This window comes from Asticcacaulis sp. P4_H10 (assembly GCF_056400965.1).
Genome location: NZ_JBFUKH010000010.1, coordinates 282421 through 294604 on the forward strand (window position 1 = coordinate 282421; position 12184 = coordinate 294604).

Sequence of the window (12184 nt, forward strand, 5' to 3'; positions counted from 1 at the left end):
TGGTGTAGCGCTCCGATGCGTTTTTGGCTATTGGGAGGCCATAAATTTGGAGAGCGTTTTGGCCTTGAACAAAATCTATGATGGCTCAGAGCCGGTACGCGTCAACAAGTGGCTGGCGCAATCGGGCGTCTGTTCACGCCGCGAAGCCGACAGCCTGATCGAACAGGGTCTGGTACGTATCGATGGCGAGCGCTTTACCGACGCTGGCCGCAAGATCCTGCCCGGCCAGACCCTGACGCTTGATCAGGGCGGAGTGGCCGATCTCGGCGCCAAGCTTACGATCCTTTACAACAAGCCGGTCGGCATTGTGTCGGGCCAGCCTGAGCCCGGTGAGACCCCGGCCGTACGTATGATCCGCCGCGCCAATGTCTATGGGCCGGCCGATGTCTATCCCGACAACAATTCCAAGCTGGCGCCGGTCGGCCGGCTCGACAAGGATTCGCACGGACTGCTGATCCTGTCGGAGGACGGCGTCATCGCCAAGACGATCATCGGCCCGGACAGCGAACTGGAAAAGCAATACCACGTCGAGGTGCGCGGGCCGGTCTTCGAAGAAAAGCTGAAATGGCTGCGCCACGGGCTTGAGCTGGATGGCAGGAAACTCAAGCCCGCCAGAGTGACGCAGACGGGTCCGCAGTCGCTGACCTTCGTGCTGACCGAAGGCCGCAACCGCCAGATTCGCCGCATGTGCGACATGTGCGAACTGCGCGTCGTCGATCTTTATCGCGACCGTATCGGGCCGATCCATATCGGCGACCTGCCCGAAGGCCAGTGGCGTTTGATCACGCCGGAAGAACGCGCTGCACTGTTAAAGGGATAGAAAAGTCCCCCCTTCCGTTATTTGCTCCGCAAATGCCCATGGCTTGCGAAAGCTGTACTTTCGCTGACGCCAAACCCGCGTGAACGGGGAAGGAAAAGCAAGATAAACCATTGCAATTAATGACTATTTTTCCTTCCCCGTTCACGGGGAAGGTGTCGCGGCGCTTGCGCCGTGACGGAAGGGGGGAGCGTAGGCCAGATCAAACGCCGCCTCCTCCACCTGCGTCGGAACATGCGCCAGCCTGTAGAACCGCCGGGCGCAGTACCAGGAAAAGCGCAGAGGCCCGATCCCCAGCGTCTTGAACAGCCTGCTATGCCCAAAGGCGACGGCGGCAATCCCGGCAGCTAGCACGTTCAGGAACCAGAACCACAAACCAAGCGCCACAAACGGCCGGGCCAGCATCGGCGTCGCCGCCAGCACCCGCTTGAAAAAGTTGCGCTGAAATTCGAGATGCCGATCTTCGTCGGCTGAGATGACGCGCATGACGTCGGCGACATGCGGGCACGGCACGCGCTCCGCCAGCGTCATGTAAAACGCCGATCCCACCACCTCAGCCACAGCCATGACCGCCATCTTGGCGCGCAGCCCCATCAGCCGTCGCGAGCGCTCAAACAACTGTTCCGACACGTGTTTGGTAATCGTCGTCGCGCCCATGGCCCGCAGCAATCGCGCCAGTTCGGCAGCATGGCGGCCTTCTTCGCGGACATAAAAAGCGATCGACTCCTTCATATTGTCGTCAAGCGCGGGATCGGTTGATATCCGCGCCTGGTGGGCAATCCGCCCCTCTCCAGCTTCGCCCAACTGGAAGCACTGCAGGGCGTGAACCAGCGGTTCACGTAACGCCTCCGGCAGAGGCTCTATGCTCGTCGGAGTGTCCGGAGATGCGCGGCCCGCGTTCCGTTCAAAATAGGCCAGCCATTCAGTTGTTTGCATAAGGTTCCCCTCGCGTGGTGGTGATGGAGATCACCACCTACGCCCAAGGCTCATGAGCGGCATGAGCAGGGTCTGAGGATTTGCTGAAGAACGACGAAGTCTCCACCAGAGGATGGGCTTTCTTCGCCCTCCCCATTTATGGGGAGGGGGGACCGCCGAAGGCGGTGGGCGGGGCCTGCTTTAGAAGACCAACTCACCGTTGCGTGTTATCTTAGACATGACAGGGCCTCCATAATATTGTCGCGCTGATAATTAAGAGGCCCCGCCCACCATCTGCTCCGAAGATGGTCCCTCTCCCTGCAAGCAGGGAGGGCAAGTCGGCTTAGTTCCCTTTAACCAGCTCAGGCGCCACGTATCGGAAGGTCAGCGACATCCGCCGTTCGCGCGGAAGAATCAGCCCGCCGACCTTGTCGTTCTTGCGACCGATAATGCCGTGCAGCCAATTTTCGCGCACCTCGCCGCGCATCATCACCAGGCTGCGCGGCTGAAGATACTGACAGCGCGTCGCATGCCCCATCCGCGTGAAATCCATCGTAATCCCACACCCCAAGCTGATGATCGCTACCGCTTTGATACGCGCGATGTCGCGGTCCTTGTGCGCGCCGATCCCCTGCCCCGGATAGTATTCGTTGACCAAAGCCCGGTCGGCCACACCGTCGAGATGGCGATCGGCCGCCAACCTTTGCGCAAAAGGCTTAAGCCAATCCGGCATGGGCGACGACCGGTAGTCGCCGTCGAGCCCCAGCGGCGAGTCGTCATAGGCCCACCCGTACCACTGCCGGCGGCGCAGTAATTCCATCGACCATGGCTGCCGGTCGATGGCGGCAATCAGCACCGCCTCCTCGGCCTTCGAGATATAGTCCGGCCGGTAGGTCAGGCCGGGAACATGGCCAGTGTCGAACAGCGATCCGCTGTCGATCACCGGCAGCCGCGTTTTCGCGGACAGGCGGAGCATGGCTTTACGCTTTCTGCCAAAGAATTGATCCGACCCACACCAGAACATATAGTGAACACATTCATTACGATTTGACAAGCCCCAGCAGCAATTTATCCCCTTAATCATGCCGCACACCACATTGCCTCTTGAGTCGCCAAGTCTGTCACAAGGTCAACGCACCGCTTCCGTCTGGACCGATCGCCGCCGCGAAAGCAGCCGCGCGCGCACGGTCGACGACGCCCGCGACGCCTTCGACACCGACTATGCCCGTATCATCCATTCGGGCTCGTTCCGCCGGCTGCAGGGCAAGACTCAGATACTCAATATCGGCGACAGCGACTTTTACCGCACGCGCCTGACCCATTCGCTGGAGGTCGCGCAGATCGCCGGCGGACTGGTCAAGCATCTTGAGAAGTACGCGCCCGATCATCCGGCGACGGCGCACCTGCCGACCGTGCCGCTGGTTCAGACGTTGGGTTTCGCACACGATCTGGGCCATCCACCGTTCGGTCACGGCGGCGAGGTCGCGCTCAACTACTGCATGCGCGATCACGGCGGGTTCGAAGGCAATGGCCAGACCCTGCGCCTGTTAAGCCGTCTCGAAAACCATAGCCCGGATCACGGCGCCAATCTGACTCGGCGGACACTTCTGGGTATATTGAAATACCCGGTCGCCTTCAGTGCCGTTGCCAATCCCGATTGCACCCCGCGTCTCGATCCACGCCCGACGATGCTGAGCGTCATCGACCGCGCCGCGTCCAAGCCGCCGAAATGCTATCTCGACAGCGAACAGGACGTCGTCGACTGGGTGCTGTCGCCCCTTTCGGACGCCGATCGCTCGCGCTTTACCGCCGTCGATACCCGCCCCGGCAAGCACGCCAAGTCGCGGCACAAATCGCTTGATTGCAGCCTGATGGATATCGCCGACGACATAGCCTATGGCGTTCATGACCTGGAGGACGCGCTCTCTTTGGGCCTGGTGCGCAAAGCAGATTTCCGCGAGCAAGTGACGCCGCAGGCGTGCGCCTCGTTCCTGGAATACCGCCAGAGCAAGTACGGCGACAAGGTCGGCAACAATGCCTATGGCGACCTGATCGACAACCTGTTCGGCTCGGGTCAGCAGCGCAAGATGATCATCAATATCGTCGTCGGCCATCTGATCGGCGCCATCAGGCTTGAAGACAATTCCGATTTTGAGGAACCTTTGCTGCGATACCGCGCCACCATGGCGCCCGGCCCGGCGATCTTTCTGCAGGCCTTGAAGGATCTGGTCATGGGCAAGGTCATCTGCTGCGCCCAGGTCCAGCAGATGGAGTTCAAGGGCCAGAGTCTGGTCGTCTCCGTCTTCGAAGCCGTAGCGACCGATCCGCGCGCCTACCTGCCATCGGACGCCTATGCCAAGTACGCCACAGCGGGCAAGGACATGCGCATCATCTGCGACCACATCGCCGGCATGACCGACGCGCACCTGATGAAGACCTATGAGCGCCTGTTCAGCCCGCGCATGGGCTCGATCTTCGACAAGCTATGAGCCAGTACGTCGCCCTGCTCTATTCGATCATCCTGCCGAAAGGCCGGCTGGTTATGAGTGATCTGAAGGACATGGTGGCGGGGCTTGGCCTCGGCGATCCGCGCACCCTGGTAGCGACGGGCAATCTGGTCTTTACGGCCCAGAGGACAACCATTGCGAAGCTGGAAAAACAGCTCGAAGACGCCTTGGAAGCGCGCTTCGGCAAACAAATCGACATCATCGTGCGCACCGCCGCTGACTGGCAGAAGACAGTCGCCGCTAATCCGTTCGGTACCGACGATCCGAAGTCGGTCGCCTTGCGCATCCAGCGCAATCCTTTAGATCGGGCAATCCTCCATGACCTCAACCGCTTTGCGACACAGGGAGAAGACTTGCGGATTGTCGATGGCGATTTGTGGATGCGATTTCAGGGCGAGATCAGCACCTCCAGGGTCACAGGCGCGCTGACCAAGAAACGCTTAGGGATAGGCACCACGCGGGCGCTCAGCACCGTCATTGGTCTCGGCAAGATGCTCGAAGCCGTTTGACCCACCGCCATTTCGGTCTAAGATTTAAGGACCAAGATCAGAGGATTCCATGGCCGACACGCTTTTCGACATACCGCTGCGCCGCATCGACGGCAGCCATACGACGCTTGCGCCCTTCAAGGGCAAGGTCCTGCTTATCGTCAACGTTGCGTCCAAATGCGGCCTGACCCCGCAATATGAAGGCCTTGAGGCGCTCTACCGCGAAAAGCACGGCGACGGGCTGGAAATTCTCGGCTTCCCGGCCAACAACTTCCTGGAGCAGGAACCCGGCACCGAGGCCGACATCGCCGACTTCTGCCAGACGCAATACGACGTCACCTTCCCGCTGTTCGCCAAGATCAGCGTCGTCGGCGCCGTCAAGCACCCCCTCTACGACATTCTCACCAAGGCCCAGCCCGAAGCCGTCAGCGCTGGTCCGATGCGCGAACGCCTGGTCAAGTTTGGCATCCCGGTCAGCCCCGAAGGCGAAGTGCTGTGGAACTTCGAAAAATTCCTGGTCGGCCGTTCGGGTGAGGTCGTTGAACGTTTTGCTCCCGACGTCGAAGCCGCCGATCCGCGCCTTCAGGCCTCGATCCAGCGCGAACTGGCTAAGTAATGAAGCAGATTCTCGTCCTCGTCGGCAGCCTGCGCGCCAAGTCGATCAACAGAACCTACGCACACGCGCTGGAAAAGCTGGCGGCCGGCAAGCTCGCCTTCACCTATGCCGACATGGACCTGCCGCTTTACAATGACGATCTGTGGTCATCGCCGCCAGCAAAGGTCGTGAAGCTGAAAGAGCAGATCGCGGCCGCCGACGGCATCCTGTTCGTCACGCCGGAATATAACCGCTCGCTGCCGGCGGTCACCAAGAACGCCATCGACTGGGGTTCGCGTCCCTATGGCCAAAGCGTCTGGGCCGGCAAGGCCGTCGGCATCACCGGTGCCTCCCCCGGTTCGATCGGCACGGCAGTGGCGCAATCGCAACTGCGCAGCAGCCTGGTGATACTGGAAACCCACATCATGGGCGGCCCGGAAGTTTACTTCACCTTCAAGCCCGACCTGATCGACGACGACGGCACTGTGCTGAACGACAAGACAGCGCAGTTCCTGACGGGGTTTGTGGACAAGTTCGCCGATTGGGTGGAGAAGTTCGACGGCTAGAACGCCCCCCACCTCCCTATCGAAGATGGGGAGGTGGCATTTGCGTTAGCAAATGACGGAAGGGTACTACTACCAGAATACCCCTCCACCGCCGCGCAGTCGCTTCGCGCCGCTAGCGGTCCCCCTCCCCATCTTCGATGGGGCGGAGAGACGTCACTGCAAACATACCAGCAACGCGTGGTGATCCGAAAACGGCTGCGGTATGACCTTCATATCCAGGCTGCCGGCCAGGGACGACGTATAGAGGCACAGGTCGAGCGTGTGCCGCCACTTGTGGAAGGTAAAGGTCGGCTGGTCTTCGGTGTTCAACAGCCTTAAATCCCCGTCTTCCAATAGCGGCGTCAGCTCCTGCAAGCCGTTCAGCGTATTGAAATCGGCCAGGATAATCATGTCGCCGTCGGCTTCGCGCACAAGCTCGCGCACCTCGGAAAATTGCTTCTGACGGATCTCGGCCTTGAGCGAAAAGTGCGTGAACAGCACGCTCAGGCCTGGCCGGACCGTAACCTTATAGATCAGCCGTTTGGTGCCATTTCGGAAATAGAGCCGGTCGTAGGCGAACTCGCTCTTCGCCAGGAAACCATTGCTCTTGCCGGCGTGGAACGGCAGCTTCGAGGTCCGGCTGTTCGGGCCATACTTGTCGGCAACGTCATGGAAGCGATAATCGCCGCACGTCAGCGCCGATATCTGATTGAACCAGCCGGTATGGGCCGCGCCCTGCTCGAGTTCGATCATGCAGCACAGATCTGGATGTTCGCGGTCGATGATCTGGCGGAACTGGGCCATGACCGCCTGTTGCTGGGCGGTAGACTTGTAGACGTGGCGATAGGCGCGTGTCACATGATGGTAGAGACTGCCGCTGATGCCAGTACCGTAGCCAAGATTGCTGAACAGAATTTTCATCGTCTTCTTTGCTTTATCGCGATGCCTGTCGGAAAACCGCGACACACTTTCCGGACATCGCTCACACGCGTTGTAGAACCATCATCCCCAGCCGCCCCATCAGACCGTCCCACCACGACCGGGCGCGTTCATCATCACGTTTGGGCGGCCGGGCAAAGACGGCATCATCGGCAAAACTGCGCGCAACTTCGGCAACCATGGCCGGATCGCGCAGGATGATGTTGGCTTCGCGGTTCCGGCACAGGCTCAAATAGTCGAAATTGCAGCTGCCGAGCGTCGCCCACTCGCCGTCGACTATAGCATATTTGGCGTGCAGGACCGAGCGTTGATAAAGCAGGACCTCATAGCCCTTGCTGCGCCACATCGGCAAAAGTGCGCGCGTCACACGATCGGCCAAACCGACGTCGGTTTCGTGCGACAGCAGCAAGACTATGCGCACGCCGCGCGCCTTGGCGCGGTTCAGGGCTTCACGCAAGCGTCGCGGTGGAAAGAAGTAGGGCGTGGCGATGCAGATCTCGTGTTTGGCGCCGTCGATCGCGCTGACCAGTGCCTTATAGAGCGGGTAATGCCCCCCCTTGGGGTTCTGCGACACGTAGCAGGCGTCCATGGCACGGACGATGGTTTCCGTGCCATCGCCATCCAGCCGGCCATCTTCAAGATCGTGCCATAGGGTTTCGAAATCGCGTCGCGCGGCTTCGGCCAAACCGTCTTCCAGCCGCACCATGGTGTCGCGCCAGCTGCGCATATAGACGGCCAGGCACATGCTGCCGAGATAGGTAGCGGTTTCGTCGACGTGCAGCAGCTTGGCGTGGGTGCGCGGTAGCCAGGACAACGGCTTCAGCAACTCCGCCGGTCGCAGGCGGTGATAGAAGGCGACCTCGGCCCCGGCGCTTTGCAGCTCGGCAATGACCGGGGTCTTGCCGACCGCACGGCTGCCGAACGCATCGAGGATGATGCGAACCTGCAGCCCCTCCTCGGCCTTGCGCGCCAGCAGGCGCAGGAAGGCGTCGCCCACCTCGTCGGCCTTGACGATATACTGTTCGAAGTCGATCGAGACCGTCGCCTTTTCGCAGGCCTCGGTCATGACGGCCCAGGCTTCGGCAGTCGTAAGATGAAACTCCATGTCCCCTGTCAGCCTTCTCACCTCTGATGGACAGAGGCTAGGCCGGGGCGTTATCTGGATTCAATTATGTTCTTCAGGCCTTGGGCGTACAGCGGCCTTCGTACGAAGCCCCCTGCTCGATCGCCAGCTGTTCGAAATTGAGATCGCCACGCACCTGGCTGTCCGGCTGGAGGCGAATCGACCTGGCGGTGATATTGCCCTTGACGTTGCCCCGCACCTCGACGGTCGCCGCTTTCAGATTGCCTTCGACGTGTCCGCCGGCCGAAATGATCAGGGTTTCGACCTCGACATTACCGATGACCTTGCCTTCGACGGCGAAGACGCCGGAGCCCCGGACATTGCCCGTGATGACGATATGGCCCGTGCCACTGGCCGAGCCTTGATCCGAGTTCTGTATCATTACACACCCCTGCGCGAAGACGACGTGCTCGCGCTGCAATAATTGCACCAGATCATGGAAACGCGCCCGAAGTTGGGCGAAGGCGGGGCGGCAGCTGAGGTTCGACAGCCACCCCGCCTTTTCGACGTTAGGCGCTCACCGGTACATTGTCCTGCGCCCACTGGGTCAGGCTTCGCGGCGCATGGCCCGACAAGCGTTCTACTGAGTCGGTGACTCCCGCCGTCCAGCCTTCACGCACCGGATGATAGATGGCGGCCAGTAGTTGCGCATAGCCTTCGCCCACCACAGGCGTCAGCTTGGCGATGAAGGCGTCGTCAGAAATAGAGCGGTAGCCAATCGCCTTGCCATAGGCTTTCGACAGAATGGCGGCGGCTTCGTCGTAGCTGAGCGCTTCAGGCCCCGTGAGGTTGAAGGCCTGCCCGTTGAAGGCGTCGCTGGTCAAGGCGCCGGCGGCGCTTTCGGCGATGTCGCGCGCGTCGATGAAGCTCGACTTCCCTTCACCTGCCGGAACTTCGATCGTGCCGTTGGCGATGTCGTGGCTCCAGTAGTTGGCGAAATTGTCCGAGAACCAGTTCGGCCGCAGGATAACGAACGGCGCGCCTGATCCTTGCAGCAACAGCTCGACCTGGCGTAGCGGGATATTGTCGTCAGAGTCGACGCCGATCGCGGTTTGCAGCACGACCTTGACCTGGCGGCGGGCCGCCTCTTCGATCACCGGGCGCAGAAGCTTTACAGGGTCGAGCTCACCTGTCGGCGACAAGAGATAGGCGCGATCAATCCCCTCAAAGGCCGGCGCAATCGTCACCGGGTCCTTAAGGTCAAAATGCACGGCTTCGGCGCCATTGATCGCCTGCGTCGAAGCCGGCACTTGGCGCGATGCCGCGCGGACCTGTTCACCACGCGCAACAAGGGTTTTTACTAGGTGGCTTCCGACATTACCTGTGGCACCGATAACCAGAATCTTCGCGCTCATCGCTCATCTCCATAACTTTCCATTGGAAACCTGCTCTCCAATGGTTAGAATATAGCGATGTATAAACAGGTGCAAAAGAATGCACTTTCAAGTCAGTAGGTTACCTCGAGGAAAGCGCCATGAAGATGGATCAGGTCCCGTTCGAGCAGATCCCGAATATCTTCAGCGATCAATGCCCGACGCGCATGGTGCTCGACCGCGTGGCGGACAAATGGGCCATATTGCTGCTATTGCGCCTGCTCGACGGCCCGACGCGCTTCAACCAACTGCATCGCGACATTCGTGGCATTTCACACAAGGTCTTGTCACAGACATTGAAAAAGCTCGAGCGCGACGGGCTCGTCACGCGGCATGTGTTTGCCACCGTGCCCGTGACGGTCGAATACCGGGTGACGGCTTTGGGCGAAACGCTGTGCGATACTGTCGGCAGGATCAGGGTGTGGGCCGAAAGCCATATCGGCGACATCCTGGCGGCTCAGGCGACTTTCGATGCACGCATCGCGTCCGTATAGTATTGACGAATAAGGAGTCTCAGGACACAAGCAGGGCTCTCCAGGGAGACCGACATGTGTGAGCTTCTGGCGATGAGCGCCAACGTGCCGACGGATATCCGCTTCAGCTTTTCCGCGCTGACGCAGCGCGGCGGCGTGACGGGCAAGCATACCGACGGCTGGGGGATCAGTTTCTACGAGGATAAGGGCTGCCGCAGCCTGCACGATCCGAACCCGAGTGCCCATTCGGAACTGGCGAAGTTTCTCCGCGCCTATCCGATCAAGTCTCGCATCGTTATTGCCCACGTCCGCAAGGCCAATCGTGGCCGCGTCGCGCTGGAAAACACCCATCCCTTCATCCGCGAAATGTGGGGCCAGAACTGGAGCTTTGCTCACAATGGCCAGTTGAAAGGCATCAAGAAGCGGACGCTTGGCCAGTATGAGCCAGTGGGCGCGACCGACAGTGAACACGCCTTCTGCTGGCTGCTGCACCAGTTGCGCCAGATGTATCCGACGCGACCATCGGACTATAAGCTGGAACGCGCCTTCTCCGAACTGTTCGCCTCATTACGGGAACTGGGCGTGTTCAATGCGCTCCTGAGCGATGGCCGCACCCTCTATACCAGTTGCTCGACCAAGCTCTGCTATATCCGCCGGGCGGCGCCATTCGGGCGCGCCAGCCTGATCGATGAGGACATGGAGGTCGACTTCGCCGAGGAGACCTCGCCTGACGACAAGGTGGTCGTCATCGCCTCCCAGCCCTTGACCAGCAACGAAACCTGGACGCATTTCAGCGCCGGCTCGACCGTCATCTTCCGCGATGGCGATGTGATCCGGCAGTATCTGTAAGGTTTAAACGGACAATACGGAACCAGAGCACGCCGTTCCGGCCGATTGCGTAACCAGCCGCCGAACGACGAACATCAGCAGGCCCGTAAGGACCAAAGGCGCCACCGGCAGGTGGAGATGCGTCGCCAGCGGCCGCGACACAAACGGCAGTACGAAAGCCAGCAGACACACGATCTTTTCCCACGACAGAAAGCCCGTACGGTTACCCTGGACGACCAACCAGGCCAATGGGATCGCCGTCAGCATGAGATCGTAGGCCAGCATGAACGGACTGAGCAGCGGCGTCGCTGCGGCCATCAAGGCCGCGGCGCCAAATGCGTTCGGCCGGTGCTTCCATCCCGTCCATGCCGATACGGCGATAACGCCTGCCGCGAACAGGCCTTGTACGATATAGAGGAACGTCGCCGGCGCGCCGAACACGTAAAACGCACCAAACAGACTCTGCATGGCGCCGGGATCGACCAGGCCCTGTTCCAGCGTCGCCCGAGCCAGCCGGCTATTGTCAAGGAAGGCGAAAAAGCCCTCCGCCCCGACCGCCAGCCACGATGCCGCCAACAAGGCCGCGGCGCTGGCGCCCATGGCACAAAAGGCTTTCCACCGGCCAGTCGCAGCCAGAACAAACGGCAAGACAATGGCCAGCTGCGGCTTGATCACCAGAAGCCCCAGGATGGCGCCCGAAACAAACGGGCGGCGATCCAGCAGCAGGTACCCGCCGATCATTATGGCTGCGGTAAATGCGCCGTTCTGTCCGTAGCCGAGATTCAACCACAAGGCCGGCATGGCTACGAGCACAGGCCAGCCGATAACGGTTTCGGCGTTCAGCTTCCGCAGCCACAGCCGCATCAGACTTACAAATGCGCCTGCCGTCGCAACGCTCCAGGTTAACAGGGCGGCGCCGTATGGCAAAAGCGCCAAAGGCCAGCACACAAGCAGATAAGGCGGTGGATAGAAGAATGCCCAATAGACAAAGCCACGCCCGAATACGGCGGTCTGCGCGGCCTGATGCACTTCAGGGCGCCAGGCGTTCGCAGCCTCGCCGGCCAGCGCCAGCTTCGACGCGGCGTAAAAGCTCATAAAGTCTGGTCCCAGAGGCTTGCCGCTGCGGTCGATCAAACCGTGGCTGAGCGCTATCCAGACGACGGCGCCCAATACGCACATTCCCAGCAGGATATAGGTGTAGGCACGCGCACGGCTGGCATCGAGCCAGTCGGCATCACGAACAGCATCAAGGAACTGGGACCTGGGTTTCATGCGCGGTCACATGATCGCATCCAGAGGTTAAAAGGCCTTCCTCAGGTGCCAACGTCCAGACACAAAAAGGCGCGCCGAAGCGTATTTGCCTGGCGGTTGCGTCTGTTTGCTGTGATTTGGACGCAAAAAAGCCCCCTTGAAGGGGGCTGTTTTTTGGTTGCGGGAGCAGGATTTGAACCTACGACCTTCAGGTTATGAGCCTGACGAGCTACCGGGCTGCTCCATCCCGCGCCAAGAAGGCAGATATTGTAATGAAGGGTATGAGTGTGCTCAAAGAGCGAAGCGTTAGCATCGCTAAAAGCGTAACAA

14 protein-coding genes and 1 tRNA gene are annotated in these 12184 nt (G+C 60.4%); 7 read left to right on the forward strand and 8 right to left on the reverse strand.

The window, feature by feature from the left end:
- The first annotated feature begins 58 nt into the window (after window positions 1-58).
- Window positions 59-820: a pseudouridine synthase gene (locus AC1DON_RS19335; RefSeq protein ID WP_476936452.1), complete on the forward strand. Its 762-nt coding sequence runs from the start codon at window positions 59-61 to the stop codon at window positions 818-820.
- 141 nt (window positions 821-961) lie between these two features.
- Here the strand turns inward: AC1DON_RS19335 and AC1DON_RS19340 are convergent, their stop codons facing one another.
- Together AC1DON_RS19340 and AC1DON_RS19345 are read right to left on the reverse strand one after the other, a co-directional pair.
- Window positions 962-1753, reverse strand: a complete 792-nt coding sequence (locus AC1DON_RS19340; RefSeq protein ID WP_476936453.1) for a ferritin-like domain-containing protein — start codon at window positions 1751-1753, stop codon at window positions 962-964.
- A 322-nt stretch (window positions 1754-2075) separates the two neighbouring features.
- The gene (locus AC1DON_RS19345) at window positions 2076-2708 is read right to left on the reverse strand and encodes an alpha-ketoglutarate-dependent dioxygenase AlkB (protein WP_476936454.1); all 633 of its coding nucleotides are present in this window, start codon (window positions 2706-2708) and stop codon (window positions 2076-2078) included.
- A 106-nt stretch (window positions 2709-2814) separates the two neighbouring features.
- Between AC1DON_RS19345 and AC1DON_RS19350 the strand changes: the two genes are divergently transcribed.
- From AC1DON_RS19350 to AC1DON_RS19365, 4 genes are read left to right on the forward strand one after another with little or no spacing between them, the layout of a single operon-like run.
- On the forward strand, window positions 2815-4221 hold the full coding sequence (locus AC1DON_RS19350; protein WP_476936455.1) for an anti-phage deoxyguanosine triphosphatase: 1407 nt from the start codon (window positions 2815-2817) through the stop codon (window positions 4219-4221).
- Window positions 4218-4748, forward strand: coding sequence for a DUF1697 domain-containing protein (locus AC1DON_RS19355; protein WP_476936456.1), 531 nt, complete (start codon window positions 4218-4220; stop codon window positions 4746-4748). Before AC1DON_RS19350 ends, AC1DON_RS19355 begins: the two co-directional genes overlap by 4 nt.
- A gap of 49 nt (window positions 4749-4797) precedes the next feature.
- The gene (locus tag AC1DON_RS19360; protein ID WP_476936457.1) at window positions 4798-5343 is read left to right on the forward strand and encodes a glutathione peroxidase; all 546 of its coding nucleotides are present in this window, start codon (window positions 4798-4800) and stop codon (window positions 5341-5343) included.
- On the forward strand, window positions 5343-5888 hold the full coding sequence (locus AC1DON_RS19365; protein WP_476936458.1) for an NADPH-dependent FMN reductase: 546 nt from the start codon (window positions 5343-5345) through the stop codon (window positions 5886-5888). The genes AC1DON_RS19360 and AC1DON_RS19365 overlap by 1 nt, the downstream gene beginning before the upstream one ends.
- A gap of 153 nt (window positions 5889-6041) precedes the next feature.
- Here AC1DON_RS19365 and AC1DON_RS19370 read toward each other — a convergent pair whose 3' ends face one another.
- From AC1DON_RS19370 to AC1DON_RS19385, 4 genes are all read right to left on the reverse strand, one after another.
- Window positions 6042-6788, reverse strand: coding sequence for an endonuclease/exonuclease/phosphatase family protein (locus AC1DON_RS19370; protein ID WP_476936459.1), 747 nt, complete (start codon window positions 6786-6788; stop codon window positions 6042-6044).
- A gap of 61 nt (window positions 6789-6849) precedes the next feature.
- Complete coding sequence (locus AC1DON_RS19375; RefSeq protein ID WP_476936460.1) at window positions 6850-7911, reverse strand: phospholipase D-like domain-containing protein; 1062 nt, start codon at window positions 7909-7911, stop codon at window positions 6850-6852.
- Window positions 7912-7984: 73 nt separating this feature from the next.
- Entirely contained in the window at window positions 7985-8311 is a 327-nt protein-coding gene (locus tag AC1DON_RS19380; protein WP_476936461.1) for a bactofilin family protein, read from the reverse strand.
- 127 nt (window positions 8312-8438) lie between these two features.
- Window positions 8439-9284: an SDR family oxidoreductase gene (locus tag AC1DON_RS19385; RefSeq protein WP_476936462.1), complete on the reverse strand. Its 846-nt coding sequence runs from the start codon at window positions 9282-9284 to the stop codon at window positions 8439-8441.
- Between the two features lie 119 nt (window positions 9285-9403).
- On the opposite strand from AC1DON_RS19385, the gene AC1DON_RS19390 reads away from it, so the two are divergent.
- Window positions 9404-9796, forward strand: a complete 393-nt coding sequence (locus tag AC1DON_RS19390; RefSeq protein WP_476936463.1) for a winged helix-turn-helix transcriptional regulator — start codon at window positions 9404-9406, stop codon at window positions 9794-9796.
- 54 nt (window positions 9797-9850) lie between these two features.
- On the forward strand, window positions 9851-10624 hold the full coding sequence (locus AC1DON_RS19395; RefSeq protein ID WP_476936464.1) for a class II glutamine amidotransferase: 774 nt from the start codon (window positions 9851-9853) through the stop codon (window positions 10622-10624).
- 3 nt (window positions 10625-10627) lie between these two features.
- Here AC1DON_RS19395 and AC1DON_RS19400 read toward each other — a convergent pair whose 3' ends face one another.
- Window positions 10628-11875, reverse strand: a complete 1248-nt coding sequence (locus AC1DON_RS19400) for a glycosyltransferase family 87 protein (protein WP_476936465.1) — start codon at window positions 11873-11875, stop codon at window positions 10628-10630.
- 154 nt (window positions 11876-12029) lie between these two features.
- Window positions 12030-12106: transfer RNA gene (locus AC1DON_RS19405), tRNA-Met, on the reverse strand.
- Window positions 12107-12184: the final 78 nt, after the last annotated feature.

What these genes read in the sequence shown, in the direction of transcription:
- AC1DON_RS19340 (WP_476936453.1), bottom strand. Translation starts at nt 1,753, where the DNA reads ATGCAAACAACTGAATGGCTGGCCTATTTTGAACGGAACGCGGGCCGC.
- AC1DON_RS19345 (WP_476936454.1), bottom strand. Translation starts at nt 2,708, where the DNA reads ATGCTCCGCCTGTCCGCGAAAACGCGGCTGCCGGTGATCGACAGCGGA.
- AC1DON_RS19350 (WP_476936455.1), top strand. Translation starts at nt 2,815, where the DNA reads ATGCCGCACACCACATTGCCTCTTGAGTCGCCAAGTCTGTCACAAGGT.
- AC1DON_RS19355 (WP_476936456.1), top strand. Translation starts at nt 4,218, where the DNA reads ATGAGCCAGTACGTCGCCCTGCTCTATTCGATCATCCTGCCGAAAGGC.
- AC1DON_RS19360 (WP_476936457.1), top strand. Translation starts at nt 4,798, where the DNA reads ATGGCCGACACGCTTTTCGACATACCGCTGCGCCGCATCGACGGCAGC.
- AC1DON_RS19365 (WP_476936458.1), top strand. Translation starts at nt 5,343, where the DNA reads ATGAAGCAGATTCTCGTCCTCGTCGGCAGCCTGCGCGCCAAGTCGATC.
- AC1DON_RS19370 (WP_476936459.1), bottom strand. Translation starts at nt 6,788, where the DNA reads ATGAAAATTCTGTTCAGCAATCTTGGCTACGGTACTGGCATCAGCGGC.
- AC1DON_RS19375 (WP_476936460.1), bottom strand. Translation starts at nt 7,911, where the DNA reads ATGGAGTTTCATCTTACGACTGCCGAAGCCTGGGCCGTCATGACCGAG.
- AC1DON_RS19380 (WP_476936461.1), bottom strand. Translation starts at nt 8,311, where the DNA reads ATGATACAGAACTCGGATCAAGGCTCGGCCAGTGGCACGGGCCATATC.
- AC1DON_RS19385 (WP_476936462.1), bottom strand. Translation starts at nt 9,284, where the DNA reads ATGAGCGCGAAGATTCTGGTTATCGGTGCCACAGGTAATGTCGGAAGC.
- AC1DON_RS19390 (WP_476936463.1), top strand. Translation starts at nt 9,404, where the DNA reads ATGAAGATGGATCAGGTCCCGTTCGAGCAGATCCCGAATATCTTCAGC.
- AC1DON_RS19395 (WP_476936464.1), top strand. Translation starts at nt 9,851, where the DNA reads ATGTGTGAGCTTCTGGCGATGAGCGCCAACGTGCCGACGGATATCCGC.
- AC1DON_RS19400 (WP_476936465.1), bottom strand. Translation starts at nt 11,875, where the DNA reads ATGAAACCCAGGTCCCAGTTCCTTGATGCTGTTCGTGATGCCGACTGG.